Genomic DNA, 16,542 nt, shown 5'->3' with positions numbered 1-16,542 from the left:
GGTGGCTCTCGGGTCCTCGGCCGGAGAAACAGAAAGGCCGCGGATCCCGGTGTCGGGTTCCGCGGCCTGGAGGCTGCCTCTGCGTCTGATCACAGAGGTGGGCTCCAGGCGGGAGAACCCTGGGTGTGGGCCGGCGCGAAACCGTCGCGCTTCATCCCACGGGTGGCGTCGAACCACCGGTTGGCCGTCACGGCACCCGTCAGCTCACGCGCAGCAGCGCCCCGGACCTCGAGGGTCGCGATGGCGGAGGCGGCACAGGGGACGACGGCGATGCCATCGGCGTAGGCGCTGATGTTGGTCATGGTCTCCACGGGAGCCACCTCCTTCCGGTACTGCCTTGGGCGCGAGCATTGATGGTGCTCTGATGCGCGTCGATCAGGTCGTGAGGTAACCGTAATGAGGCTTCATTCCGGTGCGCAAATCATTTATCGCCCTTTTTTCAAGGAATTTCTGCCACGACAGAAAGAACCGTTTCGCCGTACTGCTCCAGCTTGGCCGGACCGACCCCGCTGATCTTGCCCAAGGCGCTCAGATCGGCCGGCTTGAACTCGGCGATCAGCTCCAGCGTCGCATCGGTGAAGACGACGTACGCCGGCTTCTCCTGCTCGGTCGCCTCGGCCCGGCGCCAGGTCTTCAGCCGCTCCAGCAGGTCCTCGTCGAAGCGGACCGGGTGGTGGGCGCAGCGACCGCGCTTCTTCTCCGCGGGAGTGCCGAGCGGCTGGCTGCACTCACGGCAGCGCGGCACCCTGCTCCGGCTGCGGGTGGCCTGCGGCTGCTCGGAGGCGGGCAGCAGCGGGGCGAGGAACGGCGACGGCCGACGGCGGGGCGCCTGACCGGGGTTGCGGGCCGCGGCCCACGACACCCAGAGCTCCTTGCGGGCCCGGGTCACGCCGACGTACAGCAGCCGGCGCTCCTCCTCGACCGCGTCGCGGCGGCCCGCGTCCGAGGCCTGCTGGGCGTAGGTGATCGGGACCGTGCCGTCCTGGACCCCGCAGCAGAACACGGCGTCCCACTCCAGGCCCTTGGCGGCGTGGAAGGTCGCCAGCGTCACGCCGTCGGCCGCCGGGGCGTGCTGCTCGGTCGCGCGCCGGTCCAGGTCGGCGACGAAGCCGCTCAGGCTCGAGGCGGCGCCCTCGTCGGTCGCGTGCTCCTCGGCCTGGTCGACCAGCGCCTGCAGGGACTCCCAGCGGTCGCGGACCTGCCCGCGGTTCGCGGGCGGCTCGGCCGCCCAGCCCATCCCGCCGAGCACCGCCTTGACCGTGTCGGTCCAGTGCCCGCTCGGCTCCTCGGAGCGCGCCGCGCCCCGCAGCCGGGTCACGGCCTCGCGCACTTCGGCCCGGTCGAAGAAGCGCGCGGCGCCGCGCACCAGGTACGGCACCCCGCGGTCGACCAGCGCATCCTCGAAGGACTCCGACTGGGCGTTGATGCGGAACAGGATCGCCATCTCGCCGTACGGCGTGCCGGCGCGGTGCAGCTGCACGACCCGCTCCGCGACGGCGGCGGCCTCGGCGACCTCGTCGGGCTGCCCGGCGTACCGCACCGTCGGGCCGGAGGGCTGCTGGGCGCGCAGCTCCACGCCCGCGCTGGGCGTGCCGGCGAGCAGCCCGTTGGCCGCGGCGACCACCTGCGGCGTGGAGCGGTAGTTGCGCACCAGCTCGACGGAGGTGGCGCCCGGATAGACCAACGTGTAGTCGCGCAGGTACGTCGCATCCGCACCCGCGAAGGAGTAGATCGTCTGGGCGGGGTCACCCACCACGCACAGCTCGTCGCGACCACCCAGCCACTGCTGCAGCAGCGCCCACTGCACCGGCGAGACGTCCTGGAACTCGTCGACGACGAACCACTTGTACTGCCGGCGCACCTGAGCCGCCACCCGCTCGTCGGAGTCGAGCATCGCGACGGTGTAGAGGAGCACGTCCTCCATGTCCATGCGCCCCTGGTCGCGCTTGACCTCCTCGTACGCCGCGAGCAGGCGGGCCACCGCCTCGGGGGGCTGGTTGGCGACCGAGCGGCCGTGGGCGGCCGCCATCTCGACGTACCGCTCCTCGGTGACGTTGCTGACCTTGGCCCACTCGATCTCGGAGGCGAGGTCGCGCAGCAGCGCCTGGTCCGACGAGATCCGCAGGTTGCGACAGGCCCCGGCGACCAGGGCCAGCTTGGACTCGATGAGCTGCGGCGGCTCCTGGCTGCCGGTGACGTGCGGCCAGAAGTAGCGCAGCTGGCGCAGCGCGGCGCTGTGGAAGGTGCGCGCCTGGACACCCGGGGCGCCGAGCTGGCGCAGCCGCTGGCGCAGCTCCCCCGCGGCGCGGGTCGTGAAGGTCAGGGCGAGCACCTCGGCCGGCGCGTACACCCCGGTGGCGACGCCGTGCGCGATCCGGTGGGTGATCGCACGGGTCTTTCCGGTGCCCGCTCCAGCGAGCACCCGCACCGGCCCGCGCAGGGCCTCCGCGACGGCCCTCTGCTCGGGGTCGAGCGCGGCCAGCAGGGAGTCCGGATCGTTCACGACGACGACCCTAGACGGGCCCGACGACAGTTCCGCGCTCAGCCACCGAGGGCTGTGGACAAGCTCTCACCCGGCGCCGCGGGGAACATCAGCCGCGACCCCGAGCCGCCCCCGATCGTCACCGTGTTCAGCGACGGCACGGTCGGCATCGACAGCGTGGACTGGCCGACGATCGAGAGCTGGATGCGGTGCCCGGCCTCGAACCGGTTCGAGATCGGCCAGAACTCGACGTGGTACATCCGCGACAGCAGCGGCAGCGCCGGCGACGGGGTCGCGTAGTCGCCGTACGGCTGCACCAGCCGGCCCTGGGAGTACAGCGACTTCGACGCCACGACGCCCGGGAAGGAGGTGTTCAGCCGGCCCACCGCCATCGGGTGCGCGTGCCCGTCCGGCGAGACGTCGGAGATGACCGCCCAGATGTTGGTCGACCCGAGCAGGCTGGAGAGCCGGAGGTCGAGGTCGGCAGGCCCAGCCGCCGTGATCGGTGTCCGCAACGGAGGGCTGGTGTAGGTCAGCCCGGTCAGGTTCGAGAGATCCATGTCGCTCAGCGCCGGGACGTACGACGCCAGCTCGTTGAACCAGCCTCCGTCGCCACCGGCCACCGTGGCGATCGTGTTCGGGTCGGTGTTCGTCGGCAGCGAGGTGAGCGCCGGGTAGCTCTGGCTGCGGGCGATCGCGTCCGGCGACAGCGCCAGGCTGCCCTGGTTGAGCGAGATCGTGCCCGGTGCCTTGGCGGCTGACAGCGAGAGCGGGGTCCAGGTGGTGCCGGGCGCCGGATAGTCGGCCGCGTCGTACCGCACGAACCTGCCGGCCAGCATGTCCTCGCGGTCGCCGTCGGCCAGCAGCATCTGGACCGCAGGCTCTCCGTCCACGCCGTTGTCGACCCCGCGCAGGTAGTGGTCGAGCCACGCATCGATCTCGGCGACGCCGTTGTCGGTGCCCGCGGGCGCGCCGTCGTGGCCGCCGACGACCAGCAGGTGGGCCGGCACGCCCTCGCGGCGGAGCTCCTCGAAGCCCTGGTAGTCACCGCGCGGCTCGACGTCGAAGGCACCGTCGACGAACAGGGTCGGGATCGCGTTGGCGTTGCCGCGGAAGCCACGCTCGGTCCAGAAGGAGTCGAGCGCGGGGTGCAGCAGCCCCGCGTCGAGGCCCGCGGTGGTCAGGCCGAGGATCGTGGTCAGACCGGACAGGGCGTCGCGCTGCAGCCGCTCCGGCCCCTCCTCCAGCGCCGGTGCACCGATCAGGCCCAGCACGCCGATGCCGGGAGCGGTGTTCGGGATGCCGCCAGGGACGAGCAGGTCGCGGTAGAGCTCGAAGGTGCCTGACCGCAGGACAGCCGCCCTGACGCAGGGCAGCTGCAGGTGGAGCGAGTTGAAGATCATGATCGCGCTCGCCGAGAAGCCCGCGAGGGCGAGCGAGCCGTTGCTCCAGTCCTGCGCGCAGGCCCACGTCAGCACGTCACGGACGTCCTGCTGCGACTGCGGTCCGAGCGCGTCGAACTCCCCGTCGCTGTCGCCGGTCCCCCGGATCTCGACCAGCAGGTAGTTGTAGTCCGGCCCGACGGCGTACGACGCCCCGCCGCTGCCGTAGGGCGTGAACTCGACGACGGTCGGCCGCGCCGCCATCGGGGCCGCACCGGTCAGGACGGTCTTGATCGACGTACCGTCCGGCGCGGTGTAGCGCACCGTGTCGGTGACCATCGGGCTGGTGTCCGCGTGGGCCGGCGGCGCAGCGAGCGCGAGGAACCCCAGGCACAGCGCGAGCAGGGAGGCCAGCGGGCGGACGGGACGACCGGGAGCGGATCGCATCCGCCCATTCAAGGCCAGGACCGTCGTCCCGTCACCCGATCCGATGTATCTTGATGTCAAGACATATCGGAGGTGACCGGATTGATCCTCGGCCTCGACCACGTCCAGGTCGCGATCCCGCCGGGCGGCGAGGACGCCGCCCGTGCCTTCTACGGCGCTCTGCTCACGATGGAGGAGATCCCGAAGCCGCCGGCCCTGGCCGTGCGCGGCGGCTGCTGGTTCGCCTCCGGCACGGCGGTCCTGCATCTCGGCGTCGAGGATCCGTTCCAGCCCGCACGGAAGGCCCACCCGGCGTTCCTGGTCGATGATCTCGACGGCCTGGCCGCCCGCCTCGAGCACGCCGGCCACGCCTGCGTCCGCTCCAACGGCGAGATCCCCGGCGTACGCCGCTTCCACACCACCGATCCCTTCGGCAACCGGGTCGAGTTCCAGCAGGCCTGACCCGGTCGGGAATGCGGAAGCCGTCCCGGCGGGTTCTAGTCTCGGATCGACCACCTCAGGAGGACCACCCGATGTCGAGCACGACCTTCACGATGTACAGCACCCCGTGGTGCGGCTACTGCCACCGACTGAAGTCGCAGCTGGACCGCGAAGGGATCCGCTACGAGGTCGTCGACATCGAGCAGCAGCCGGAGGCGGCTGCCATCGTGGAGAAGGTCAACAACGGCAACCAGACCGTGCCGACGCTGGTCTACAGCGACGGGACGGCCCAGACGAACCCCTCGCTCAAGCAGGTCCAGGCCAAGCTCGCCAGCCTCGCCTGAGCGATTCGCACCGCCGTCGGGTCTAGCCTCGACGACGTGCAGGTCCTGGGCGCGATCGACGAGACGGTCGTGCGCGACCTGTGCTCACGGCACGAGTTCTTCTGGCTCGACCTCATCGCGCCCACCGACGACGACGTACGCCGGCTCGGCGACCTGATCGGGCTGCACCCCCTCGCCGTCCAGGACACGCTGGCGTTCGGGCAGCGTCCCAAGCTGGACGTCTACGAGAACCAGGCGCTGCTCGTCCTCGAGGGCGGCGTGGCGGCCGACCCGGAGGAGGACAACCCACACCCGCTGGAGGAGATCCACTGCTACGTCAGCGGTGACTTCGTCGTCACGGTCCGGCGCAACGAGTTCGGCGACCTCGACCGACTCAAGCAGCAGCTCGCGGCGGCGACCATCGCGCGCTCCGAGCAGTACTACGTCTACCGGATCATCGACACCGTGGTCGACAGCTTCTTCCCGGTGCTCTCCGGCCTCGACGACGAGATCAACGACCTCGAGGACGCGATCATCGAGCGCCCCAGCAAGTCCGAGCTGGTGAAGATCTTCAAGCTCAAGCGGCTGCTGCTGAAGCTGCGCAAGGCGGTGACGCCGATGCGAGACCTTTTCGCGCGGGAGATCGAGACGATCGCCGAGCTGGCCGGGCTGGATCACGACAGCCACGACTACTTCCGCGACGTCTACGACCACCTCCTGCGGATCAGCGACCTCCTCGACTCCTACCACGACCTCGTCAGCGGCTGCACCGATCTCTACCTGTCCAACGTCGCCAACCGGCAAGGCGAGATCAGCAAGCAGCTCACCATCGTGGCGAGCATCTTCCTGCCGCTGAGCTTCTTGACCGGGTTCTTCGGGATGAACTTCGACTGGTTCACCGGGCACGTCCTGCACGGCCTCGCGACGTTCCTCGTCCTCGGCCTCGGGTCGATGCTGTTCTCCGCTGCCGCGATGCGGTTCTGGTTCCAGCACAAGGGCTGGATCGGCGACGACTGACAGGCCGCGCCCAGCCGCTCACCAGGAGCCGGGCAGGCTCCCGCCGTACCAGCGGTCGACCAGCGAGCGGCTGATCGAGACGCCGCCCGGCAGCACCAGCTCCCCGGACTCCGCGCCGGCCCTCATCTCCTCGCGCGTCACCCAGATCGCCTCCTCCACGTCAGCGTCCTCCAGCACCAGGTCGGTCGTCTCGGCGCGACCGAAGAAGCCGAGCATCAGGCTGGACGGCAGCGGCCACGGCTGGTTGCCGAAGTAGGTCACCTCGTCGACGACGACGCCGGTCTCCTCGAGCACCTCGCGGCGTACCGAGTCCTCCAGGGTCTCCCCCGGCTCGCAGAAACCCGCCAACGTCGAGAAGCGGCCCCGGGGCCACGCCTTGTTGCGGCCCAACAGCGCCCGCTCCTCCGCCGAGCCCGGCTCACCCGCGGTGATGAGCATGATCACGGCCGGGTCGGTGCGCGGGAACTGCGGCTTGCCGCACGCCGTGCAGACCTGCTCGTGCCCGGCCGCGCGCGAGACCAGCGCACCGCCGCAGTGCGGGCAGAACCGCATCGCCCAGTGCCACTCGGCCAGCCCCAGCGCGTGGAACACCAACGGCGCCTCGGCGGCCCCGTCCCCGGCCAGCACCGGCAGCAGGCCACGCAGCGGGAGCCACGCGCCCGGCTCCGCCTTCGCTGCCTCCGGACCGGTGATCACCGCCCAGGACGTGACGCCGTCGCGCTCCCCCAGCAGCAGTCGTACGCCGTCGGGTGCGTCCGCGCTCGGCACCCACTCCAGCGCCCGGTCCACGGGCCGAACGCGCGTCCCGGACACGACCAGCACCCGGCTGCTCGGCTCCGCCCACCGGGCGGCCAGCCATGCCTCGTCGGTGCGGTGCAGGCCGAGCCGCTCGTGCGGGTTCCGGGTCATGGCGAGGTGGGGGTGGCTCACGGGCTCCAGCGTAGAGACCGACGAGAGACAGGGCGGGCCGGCCTGGGCGATGATCAGGCATGGACGCCGACACGCTGCGTGCCCGCCAGGCACCGCTCAAGGACCGCTACCGCGAGGACCCCGCGAGCGCGCGGGTGACCTCCGGCGCCCGGGGCGACTTCCTCGATCCCGGCATCACCGCGACCATCGAGGGGTGGGCGGGACCGATCCGGGCCGGCCAGCACCCCGCGACCGGAGGGGACGGCAGCGACGCCTGCTCCGCCGACCTGCTGATGGAGGCCCTGCTGGGCTGCGTCGGCGTCACCTTCCGAGCGGTGACCACCGCGATGGGCGTCGCGGTCGGCGACGTCGAGCTGGCCGCGACCTGCACCTGGGACGCGCGCGGCACCCTCGGCATCGACCGGGACGTGCCGGTCGGGATCAGCGACGTGGCCGTCACCATCACGGTCGACACCGACACCGACCGGGCACGCCTGGACCGGATCGCCGCCTCGACCGAGCGCTACTGCGTGGTCGGCCAGAGCCTCGCCACCCCGCCGCGCATCACGGTCGTGCGTCGGGGCTGAGGATCGCCTCCAGCTCGGCCCGGCCCGCCAGCTCGTCCGGTACGACGAGGTGGCCGGTCCGCACGTAGTAGAACCCCGCGCGCACCTGCTCGACCGGTACGCCGCGCAGCTCGGCCCACGCCAGCCGGTAGACGGCGAGCTGCAGCGGATCGGCGTTCGCGCGGGCGTTGGTCTTCCAGTCGACCAGCAGGAAGCCTGCGGGGTCGTCCGGATCGGCGTACACGGCATCGATGCGGCCGCGCACGACCTGGCCCCCGAGGACCAACGCGAACGGCGCCTCCACCGCGATCGGCACCCGGTCGGCGAACTCGCCGTCCTCGAAGCGGGCGATCAGCTGGTCGAGCTCCGCCTCGTCGGCGCGCGACACCTCGCTGTCGGCGCGGCCGCTCAGCCGGTCCACGTCGAGCAGGCTCTGCTGGCCGAACCGCGCCTCGACCCAGGCGTGGAACCGCGATCCGAAGCGAGCGGCCGGTGAGGGCCGGCGCGGCATCGGGCGGGCCAGGTCGCGCCCGAAGGCGTCGGGGTCCTCACGCAGGCGACCCAGCGAGGTGGCCGAGAGGGCGGCGGGCAGGGCGATCTCGCCGAGACCCGCCCCCCGCGCCTCGACCTCGGCGAGCAGGCGCTCGATCTCGGCGTCCCAGGTCGCGACCAGCCCGGCGTGCGGCCCGAGATCGCCGTCGGGTGCGCCCAGGTCGACGCCGGCCACCAGCTCGGCGGCGGCGATCCGGCGCAGCGCCTCGGCGGAGCGCTCGGTCACCGGCCAGAGCACCGTCTCGCCCTGCCCGAACATCGGGTTGTCCGTGCCCTTCGGCGGCTGCTCGAGCCACTGCTCGGGCTCGGCGCCCCACCGCGCGATGGCGTCGCGCACCTGCTCCTGGAAGGGCGAGGGTCCGACGGGTGTCTTGCGCGACTCGTGCCAGAGGTACGACGACACCCACAGCGTGTGCCGCGCGCGGGTCAGGGCGACGTACGCCAGGCGGAGCTCCTCCTGGTGCTGGTGGGCCCGCGCCTCGCCCTCGAAGGCGGTCAGCCCCTTCGCACTGATGTCGGTCCACGCCGGGAGGTCGGCCCAGTCGCCCCGCAGCGCGATCGGCAGCACGGCCTGGCCCTTGGGCCACTGGGTCCGCAGCGTCTTGTGCGGGAACTTCTCCACGCACCAGCCGGGCAGGAAGACCGCGTCGTACTCCAGGCCCTTGGCGCGGTGCACCGTGAGCAGCTTGACCGAGTCGCTCTCGGACGGGGTGGCGACGTCGAGGCCCTCGCCGTGCTCGTCCTCGGCCTGCAGCCAGGCCAGCAGCGCGGGCAGGCTCTGCGCACCGTCGATGGAGGTGAAGTCGGCGATCGCGCGGACGAAGTGGTCGAGGTTGTCGCGGCGGGCGGCCGCCGCCGGCGAGACCGAGGACGCCAGCTCGATGTCGATGCCCGTCGCGTCGATGATCCGGCGCACCAGGTCGAGCAGTGGCTCGCCGACGTGCACGCGCAGCCGGCGCAGCTCGGCGTCCAACAGCGCGAACCGCTCGCGCGCCTGCGGAGAGTAGGGGAACTCCTCGGGCTCCCCCGGATCGGCGAGCGCGTCGCTCAGCGCCGGCAGGTCGACCGGGTCGGAGCCCTCGACGGCGTCGCCGAGCGCCTGGTCGACCGAGCGCTCGGCCTGGTCGCGCCCGCCCGTGGGCCGGCCGACCAACGCCTTGGCCCGGCGCCCCAGCAGCGCGAGGTCGCGCGGACCGATCGCCCAGCGCGGGCCCGAGAGCAGCTGCAGCACCTCGGGGTTGGCGGTGGGGTCGCCGAGGACGGTCAGGGTGGCGACGACCTCGGCGACCTCGGGCAGGCGCAGCAGGCCGCCGAGACCGACGATCTCGACCGGGATCTCGGCCCGCGAGAGCGTGTCGAAGACGTCGGCCGCGTTCGCGTTGTCGCGGGTGAGCACCCCGATCTCGCCCCAGGGCGTGCCACGGTCGTGGGCGGCGGCGACCTCACGGGCGAGCCAGGCCAGCTCGTCGGCGTACGTCTCGTGGACCAGGGTGCGCACCTCGCCGTCGGCGGCCTCCGGCTTGGCCTCGAGCGGCGCGACCATCGGGTAGGCGTCGTAGAGCGGCTGCGCGATCTGGTTGGCGACCTCGAGGATGCGGCGGTCGGAGCGGCGGTTGACGACGAGCGGGAAGACGGTCGCCGGGTCCGACGGCGTACGGGCGAACTGCCTCGGGAAGTTGAGGATGTTCGAGACCGAGGCACCGCGCCAGCCGTAGATCGCCTGGTTGGGGTCGCCGACCGCGGTGACGGCGGCCCCGCCGAAGAGTCCGGCGAGCAGCTGGGCCTGGGCGACCGAGGTGTCCTGGTACTCGTCGAGCAGGACCAGCCGGTACTTCTCGCGCTCGTCCTCGCCGACCTGCGGGTGCTCGGCGACCAGCCGCGCCGTGAGCGCCACCTGGTCGGAGAAGTCCATCAGGCCGAGCTCGTCCTTGAGGCGCCGGTAGTCGTCGACCAGCCCGAGCAGCTCGCCGCGCTTGTCGAGCGCCGCGAGGACCCGACCCAGATCGCCCTTGGGGCCGGCCTCCAGCGCCACCTGCACGCGGGGCCGGATCTTCGCGTCGTGCTCGCGCACGGCGTCGGTGGTCTGCAGGTGCTCGCTGATCGCCGACTCGAGCGCCAGCAGGTTCTCGATCACCGTCGGCGGGTGGTCGCTGAGCGCCTCGATCCGGCCTCGGTGCCTCAGCATCGCGCGGGTCGCGAGCTGGTAGCGCGACGCGTCCGCCATGACCCGTACGTCGGGCTCGTGCCCGATCCGCAGGCCCTGCTCGGTGAGCAGGCCGGCGGCGTACGCGTTGTAGGTCGAGATGGTCGGCTCCGGGACGTCCGGGTCGGCGGGCAGGAACTTCCGGATGCGCTCGCGCAGCTCGGAGGTGGCCTTCGTGGTGAAGGTCAGGCCGAGCACCTGGTCGGGGGTGACCAGGCCGTTGGCGACGCAGTAGACGACGCGGGCCGCCATCAGCTCGGTCTTGCCCGAGCCCGCGCCGGCGATGACGACGGCCGGGGCCATGGGCGCGGAGATCGCCGCCCACTGCGCCTCGCTGACCTGGTACGCCGTGCCCATCTCGCGCTGCAGGTCGGCCGGGGAATCGATGCGCATCAGATGACTCCGTCGGAGTTCCAGGCCGGGCACTGCACCTTGAAGGCGCAGATGCGGCAGGTGTTCGGGTGGGCGTTGGTCGGGAAGACCTCGGCGCGCAGCAGCTCGGCAGCCTCGCGCATGCGCGCCTCGATGGGCCGCTCCTCACCGTCGGCGGCCGGCTCGAGCGGCTCCTGCCGCTGCACCTTGACCCTTCCGTACGACGCGCTCCGCAGCTGCCACAGCTCGGCGCCGCCGGAGCCGCCCACCGCGCCCTCAGGCACGACCTCGGCGAACGCGCCCTGCTCGGCGGCCAGCTGGTAGAGCCCGAGCTGGGGGTTCTCGGGGAGGCTGGCGTCGGTCGGCATCGACTTGCCGGTCTTGAGATCGACCACGACGATCCGGCCCTCGGCGTCGATCTCGAGCCGGTCGGCGAAGCCGTTGAGGACCACCCGGGTGCCGTCCGACAGCGTCAGGGGCGCGGAGAAGCCCTCCTCGAACGCGACCGGGGTGCGGGTCGAGGCGCGGTGGTGGTCGACGAAGCGAGCCAGTGCCGCGCGCGCCTCCTCGCGCTCCTTGGCCGCCGACCACGGGGTGCGGAACGGCATCTGGTCCCACACCTCGTCGACCTTGGTCATCAGCAGGTCGACCAGCTCGTCGCGGCTCGGAGCGCTCAGCTCTCCACGCCCGACCCGCTCCGCGAGGGCGTGCACGACGTTGCCGAAGGCCTGGCCCTGGTTGCTGGTCTGCCCCCCGCCGGCCTCGCGGTCGAGGAACCACGCCGCGGGGCAGCGCTCGATCGCGGTGAGCATGCTGGCGCTGACCTTGAACGGCTGCTCCGGGTCGCGCAGCGCCCGCTCGGAGCGCGTCATGGCGCGGGTGCCCCACCAGGCCGCTGGATCCGCCGCCGGGATCGGCAGTCGCGCGAGGCGGCGTACGGCGGCCTCCCTCAGCGCCATCGGCTGCGCATCGTCGGCGACGGTACGCCGCAGCTCGGCGACCAGCCCGGCCAGCGACATCGGTCGCTGCGGCCGCCCGACCCGGTGCACCTTCTCGGGCGTGACGTCGAGACCGAGCTCGGCCAGGAAGCGCGACGCCGACTCGCCGTCGTCCTCGGCGCTGGCGACGGCGGTGACCAGCAGCCGCTCCCGCGAGCGGGTGCACGCGACGTAGAACAGGCGACGCTCCTCGGCGAGCAGCTCGCGCAGGGTCGCGCGCGGGACGATGCCGCCGTGGCCGATCTGGTCGACGTCGAGCAGGCCCGAGCGCAGTCGGAGGTCGGGCCAGGCGCCCTCCTGGACGTGCGCGACGACCACGAGCCGCCACTCCAGGCCCTTGGAGCGGTGGGCGGTCATCAGCCGGACCGCGTCGCCGACGGCGCCGCGCTGGGACAGCGAGTCGCCGGGGATCTCCTGGGCCCGCAGGGCCTCCAGGAACGCGACGACGCCGGTGCGACCGACCCGCTCCTCCACCCGGGCGGCGTAGTCGAAGAGCGCGCAGATCGCGTCGAGATCGCGGTGCGCGTGGCGGTTGCCGGCCTCGGCCGCGGCGCGCAGGCGACGCGGCCAGGAGGTGCCGTCCCACAGCTCCCAGAGGACCTCCTCGACGCTCCCGCCCTGATCGAGCACCTCACGGCCGGCGTCGATCAGGGCGGCGAAGGCGCGGATGCGATCGGCGCCCTCGCCCTCGACGCCCTCGAGCAGCGACGCGTCCGCGAGCACCTCGGCGATCGCCTCGGCTGACCCCAGCGGCGGCTCACCCGCGGCGCGGGAGCGCTGTCGGAGGGCTCGGGCGACGGCCCGCAGGTCGGTCGGGTCCAGACCGGCCAGCGGCGAGAGCAGCAGGCCGTGGGCCCGATCGGCGTCGAGCCAGTCGGCCTCCCCGACCAGGTGCAGCGCGTCGAGCAGCGGCTGCACCGCGGGCTCGCGCTGCAGCGGCACCTCGTCCGCCGCCACCTCGACCGGTACGCCGGCGGCGACGAGCGCGCGGCGCAGACCCGTGATCGCGGCACCCGAGCGCACGAGCACCGCCATGTCGGACCAGGCGACGCCGTCGGTCAGGTGCGCGCGACGCAACCGGTCGGCGATGTGCTCGGCCTCGGCGCGCTCGGTGTCGAAGGTCAGCGCCACGACCCGACCCGAGCCCTCCGGCAGCGACGTGAGCGGGGTGCGGAACGCCTCGGACTGCTCGGTCGACAGGCCGGCCGGGACCGGCAGCCGCCGGGCGACCGAGGTCGCGGCGTCGAGCAACTCGGGACCGAACCGGCGGGTCGTGCGCAGCACCACGACCTCCGAGCCGGCGAACCGCTGCGGGAACTCGAGGATCCCGCGCACGTCCGCCCCGCGGAAGCCGTAGATCGACTGGTGCGGATCGCCGACCACGACCAGCTCGGCGTCGGGCGCCACGATCTCGCGCAGCAGCGCGACCTGGCTCGGGTCGGTGTCCTGGTACTCGTCCACGAACACGTGGCGGAACCGCCGCCGCAGGTCGTCGCGGATCCCGGTGGTCGGGTCCTGCAGCATCGCCACCGCGGTCGCGATCAGCGCCGAGTAGTCCAGCGCGTTCTGGTCGCCGAGGACGTCGTCGTACTGATCCAGGAAGTCGGCGGCGGCCACCCACTCCGGGCGCCCCTCCGCGAGCCCGACCTCGCGCAGCCGCCGCGAGCCCAGGCCGCGCTCGGTCGCGCGGCCGATGAGCGAGGACAGCTCCCGGGCGAACCCGCGCGTACGACGCGCCTGCGCCAGCTCGGGCGGCCAGCCGACCGCGTGCTCGCGCTCGCGGAGCAGCTCGGCCAGCACGACCTCCTGCTCGGGCGCGGACAGCAGCCGCAGCGGTGGGCGGGCCGGGTCGGGGAAGAGCCCGTCCACGGCGTACTCCCGCACCAGCGAGTAGGCGAAGGAGTGGAAGGTGGAGCTCAGCTGGGTCGCCATCGTGCGGCCCAGGCGCAGGGTGACCTTGTCGCGCAGCTGCTCGGCGGCCTTGCGCGAGAACGTCAGCGCGAGCACCTGGTCCGGGCGGGCGCCGCGACGCTCGATGCGGTCCACGATCGCCTCGACCAGCGTGGTGGTCTTGCCCGTGCCGGGGCCCGCGAGCACCAGCAGCGGGCCGGTGCCGTGGTCGACCACCTGCTGCTGGAACGGGTCGAGCGTCGGCACCGGCGGGGCGGGGCGTGGCGGCGCGATCCGGATGCTCACGACGTCAAGCCAACCACCCACCGCCGACGCAACCCCGCACCGGCCATCCACATGCGGGCCGAGATTCGAGCATCGCTACTCAGTCGCACCTGAGTCGCGGGGCCGAGTTCCCGCGCGCGCGGATTTGAGGGGATGGATCCCATGAACACGACCCACGCCCCGTACCTCCCCGACACGACGCCGCTGCCTCCCCGCAGCGGCGTCTCCTACGCCTCCGTGCCGAAGATCCTGCTCGGCCTCGGAGCCTTCTGCCTGCTCGCCGCGGCCGGCATCTTCCTCGCCGTCTCCTGGTCCACGATGGGTGTCGGCGGCCGCACCGCGGTGCTGGCCGCCCTCACCGTCGGCGCTCTCACCGCCACGCTCGCCCTGCACCGCGGCGGCCTGCGGATGGCCGCCGAGGCCATCAGCGTCGTCACCCTCGGCTTCCTCACCCTCGACGTGTACGGCGCCGCCGCCACCGGTCTGCTGGGCGGACTCCACGGAGCCGGCACCACGCTGCTCGCTGGCGGGCTGCTCGCCGCCGCGAGCAGCGCCTTCGCGCTCCTCGGCGGCGCGGCGTCGCGCCTGGTGGCGCCGCAGGTCGTGTCCGGCGTCGGCATCGTGCTCGCCTACCTGGGGGGCACCGCCCTGGGCCACGGCCACCCGTTGCTCATCGGCAACCTCACCGTCGTCGGTGCCGCGGCCCTGGCGTGGACCGCGCGTCGTGCCGGCCTGCCCACCCAGCAGTGGAGCTGCCTGGTCGCCGCCGGCCCGGCCTGGGCCGGTGCCGCGGGCACCGCGCTCGTCGAGGCGCTGTTGTCACCCACCTTGCACCAGCTCTGGGTCGCCGGCACCGGCTGGTCGCTGCTCGTCTCCGCCGCCACGATGCTGGTCCCGGCCGCCGTGCTGCGCAACCGCTCCGTGCTCCTCGCCGGCGCGTCCGGCACCGCGCTGCTGGCGACCGCGACGGCCACCATCCCGGTCATCGGCTCCTCAGCCACGACCGTCGTCGCCGTCACGATCGCCGTCACGGCCGCGTGGACCGCGGTCCTCGCGCTGGTCCGCAGCACGCTGCGCGTCGTCGCGATCGCTCCCGCCGCGCTCGGCGCGGTGCTCCTGGGCGGCACCGTGCTGGTCGTCGTCGGCTACGACCTGATCCGCTGGGGGACGACCCTGATCCACGTCGACCCGTTCGGCGCCGCGTTCCTCGTTCGTCTCGAAGGCCCGTCGACCACGGTCGCGGCCGCACTGGTCGTCCCGGCTGTGCTCGTTCTGGCTGCACTGCTGGCCACCGCCCTCGCCGGAGCCCGGCGTCCCGACCTCAGCCGACTGCTGCGCTTCGCCCTCCCGGGTGCCGGCGTCGCCTCCGCGATCGCCACGGCGTCGTACGACGTCCCGCTGGCCGCCTCCGTGGGCGTCCTCGCCCTCACCGCGGTCGGGCTCGGCGTGGCCGGTGCGCTGAGCGGCCGGTCCGGAGCGGCGTACGCCTCCGCGGCCTTCGGGATCCTCGCTGCGGCCACCGTCGCGGCCATCCCGAGCGCCGGACTCACCGCCGCCGCGGCCGGCACGGCGGTGATCGTCGCAGCCTGGCTGGCGGCCACCGCCGTCGCGCAGCCGGTCCGCCTGATCGGCGAGGTCGCGATGGTGCCGGCGTTCGCGATCAGCGTGTTCAGCCTGCTCGCGGAGCGCCACATCACCACGGTCGAGGCCTTCACCCTGCCGCTCGCTGCCGCGCTCCTGGTCGCCGGGCTGCTGCACCTGCGTCGCCACCCGGCCGCCGGCACCGAGGTGCTGCTGCCGGCCCTGCTCCTGGCTCTGGTCCCGACGACGCTCATCGTCCTGGGCGACCCGATCTCGCTGCGGGCGCTGCTGCTCGGCGCCGGCTGCGTGGTGCTCGTGCTGGCCGGAGGCGCCCTGCGGTGGAGCACCCCGGTGCTGGCGGGAGCGGCCACCGCAGCGGTGCTGGTGCTCCGTGAGATCGGCCCGTACGCCACCACCGTGCCGCAGTGGGTGTGGATCGGCCTGGCCGGCGTGGTGCTGACGCTGGCCGGCATCACCTGGGAGCGCCAGATGCGCGACCTGCGCCGGGCGGTGACGATGATCGGCCGCCTGCGCTGATCCGAGATCCGCACGCCACTGACCCGAGGGGCCGTCTCCGCCGTACCGGCGGAGGCGGCCCTTCTGCTACCTGCTAGGAAAGGACCATGGCTACCACTGCACTCGGCGGCAACCCCGTCCACACCAACGGCGACCTTCCCGCGGTCGGCGCCGACGCCCCGACCTTCCAGCTGACCGGCTCGGACTTCTCGACCGTGACCCTCACCCCGGGCCACCGCACCGTGCTCAACATCTTCCCCAGCGTCGACACCGGCGTGTGTGCGGCCTCGGTGCGCAAGTTCAACGAGCTCGCCTCGGGCCTGGAGAACACCACCGTCGTGTGCGTCTCGAACGACCTGCCCTTCGCCCAGGCCCGCTTCTGCGGCGCCGAGGGCATCGAGAACGTCGTCGCGGCGTCCGGCTTCCGCTCCAGCTTCGGCGAGGACTACGGCGTCGCCCTGACCGACGGCAAGTTCGAGGGCCTGCTCGCCCGCTCGATCGTCGTGGTCGACGAGAACGGCAAGGTCATCCACTCCCAGCTGGTCCCCGAGATCGCCCAGGAGCCTGACTACGACGCCGCCGTGGCGTCGCTCGGCTGA

12 protein-coding genes are annotated in these 16,542 nt (G+C 72.9%); 6 read left to right on the top strand and 6 right to left on the bottom strand.

The window, feature by feature from the left end:
* Nucleotides 1–89 precede the first annotated feature (89 nt).
* The 3 genes from ACYU8V_RS17810 to ACYU8V_RS17800 all read right to left on the bottom strand — a co-directional run bounded on the left by ACYU8V_RS17810 (nucleotide 90) and on the right by ACYU8V_RS17800 (nucleotide 4,311).
* Nucleotides 90–311, bottom strand: coding sequence for a hypothetical protein (locus ACYU8V_RS17810; protein WP_460849246.1), 222 nt, complete (start codon nucleotides 309–311; stop codon nucleotides 90–92).
* Between the two features lie 128 nt (nucleotides 312–439).
* Nucleotides 440–2,503, bottom strand: a complete 2,064-nt coding sequence (locus ACYU8V_RS17805) for an ATP-dependent helicase (RefSeq protein WP_460849245.1) — start codon at nucleotides 2,501–2,503, stop codon at nucleotides 440–442.
* 38 nt (nucleotides 2,504–2,541) lie between these two features.
* Nucleotides 2,542–4,311 carry a CocE/NonD family hydrolase gene (locus tag ACYU8V_RS17800; protein WP_460849243.1) on the bottom strand — a complete coding sequence of 590 codons (1,770 nt, stop codon included), beginning with the start codon at nucleotides 4,309–4,311 and terminating at the stop codon, nucleotides 2,542–2,544.
* A gap of 72 nt (nucleotides 4,312–4,383) precedes the next feature.
* Between ACYU8V_RS17800 and ACYU8V_RS17795 the strand changes: the two genes are divergently transcribed.
* From ACYU8V_RS17795 to corA, 3 genes are all read left to right on the top strand, one after another.
* Entirely contained in the window at nucleotides 4,384–4,752 is a 369-nt protein-coding gene (locus ACYU8V_RS17795; protein WP_460849241.1) for a VOC family protein, read from the top strand.
* Nucleotides 4,753–4,823: 71 nt separating this feature from the next.
* Nucleotides 4,824–5,075 (top strand): mycoredoxin, encoded by a 252-nt coding sequence (locus ACYU8V_RS17790; RefSeq protein ID WP_460849240.1) that lies wholly within the window; start codon nucleotides 4,824–4,826, stop codon nucleotides 5,073–5,075.
* A 36-nt stretch (nucleotides 5,076–5,111) separates the two neighbouring features.
* Nucleotides 5,112–6,071 (top strand): magnesium/cobalt transporter CorA, encoded by a 960-nt coding sequence (corA, locus tag ACYU8V_RS17785; protein WP_460849239.1) that lies wholly within the window; start codon nucleotides 5,112–5,114, stop codon nucleotides 6,069–6,071.
* Nucleotides 6,072–6,089: 18 nt separating this feature from the next.
* On the opposite strand, the gene nudC is transcribed toward corA, so the two are convergent.
* Nucleotides 6,090–7,001 carry an NAD(+) diphosphatase gene (gene nudC, locus ACYU8V_RS17780; protein WP_460849238.1) on the bottom strand — a complete coding sequence of 304 codons (912 nt, stop codon included), beginning with the start codon at nucleotides 6,999–7,001 and terminating at the stop codon, nucleotides 6,090–6,092.
* 59 nt (nucleotides 7,002–7,060) lie between these two features.
* Here nudC and ACYU8V_RS17775 point away from each other — a divergent pair, with 59 nt between their 5' ends.
* Nucleotides 7,061–7,567, top strand: a complete 507-nt coding sequence (locus ACYU8V_RS17775; protein WP_460849237.1) for an OsmC family protein — start codon at nucleotides 7,061–7,063, stop codon at nucleotides 7,565–7,567.
* Here the strand turns inward: ACYU8V_RS17775 and ACYU8V_RS17770 are convergent.
* Together ACYU8V_RS17770 and ACYU8V_RS17765 are read right to left on the bottom strand one after the other, a co-directional pair.
* The gene (locus ACYU8V_RS17770) at nucleotides 7,545–10,694 is read right to left on the bottom strand and encodes a UvrD-helicase domain-containing protein (RefSeq protein WP_460849235.1); all 3,150 of its coding nucleotides are present in this window, start codon (nucleotides 10,692–10,694) and stop codon (nucleotides 7,545–7,547) included. The genes ACYU8V_RS17775 and ACYU8V_RS17770 overlap by 23 nt on opposite strands.
* Nucleotides 10,694–13,867 (bottom strand): ATP-dependent helicase, encoded by a 3,174-nt coding sequence (locus ACYU8V_RS17765; RefSeq protein ID WP_460849234.1) that lies wholly within the window; start codon nucleotides 13,865–13,867, stop codon nucleotides 10,694–10,696. The genes ACYU8V_RS17770 and ACYU8V_RS17765 overlap by 1 nt, the downstream gene beginning before the upstream one ends.
* 141 nt (nucleotides 13,868–14,008) lie before the next feature.
* Here ACYU8V_RS17765 and ACYU8V_RS17760 point away from each other — a divergent pair, with 141 nt between their 5' ends.
* Nucleotides 14,009–15,964, top strand: a complete 1,956-nt coding sequence (locus ACYU8V_RS17760; RefSeq protein WP_460849232.1) for an SCO7613 C-terminal domain-containing membrane protein — start codon at nucleotides 14,009–14,011, stop codon at nucleotides 15,962–15,964.
* Between the two features lie 86 nt (nucleotides 15,965–16,050).
* A complete protein-coding gene (gene tpx / locus ACYU8V_RS17755) occupies nucleotides 16,051–16,542 on the top strand; it encodes a thiol peroxidase (RefSeq protein ID WP_460849230.1) in 492 nt (163 codons plus the stop codon).

It is taken from the genome of Nocardioides ultimimeridianus (genome assembly GCF_054777895.1).
This window is presented reverse-complemented; position numbering and strand designations above follow the sequence as displayed.

What these genes read in the sequence shown, in the direction of transcription:
- ACYU8V_RS17775 (WP_460849237.1), top strand. Translation starts at nt 7,061, where the DNA reads ATGGACGCCGACACGCTGCGTGCCCGCCAGGCACCGCTCAAGGACCGC.
- tpx (WP_460849230.1), top strand. Translation starts at nt 16,051, where the DNA reads ATGGCTACCACTGCACTCGGCGGCAACCCCGTCCACACCAACGGCGAC.
- ACYU8V_RS17760 (WP_460849232.1), top strand. Translation starts at nt 14,009, where the DNA reads ATGAACACGACCCACGCCCCGTACCTCCCCGACACGACGCCGCTGCCT.
- ACYU8V_RS17800 (WP_460849243.1), bottom strand. Translation starts at nt 4,311, where the DNA reads ATGCGATCCGCTCCCGGTCGTCCCGTCCGCCCGCTGGCCTCCCTGCTC.
- ACYU8V_RS17770 (WP_460849235.1), bottom strand. Translation starts at nt 10,694, where the DNA reads ATGCGCATCGATTCCCCGGCCGACCTGCAGCGCGAGATGGGCACGGCG.
- ACYU8V_RS17790 (WP_460849240.1), top strand. Translation starts at nt 4,824, where the DNA reads ATGTCGAGCACGACCTTCACGATGTACAGCACCCCGTGGTGCGGCTAC.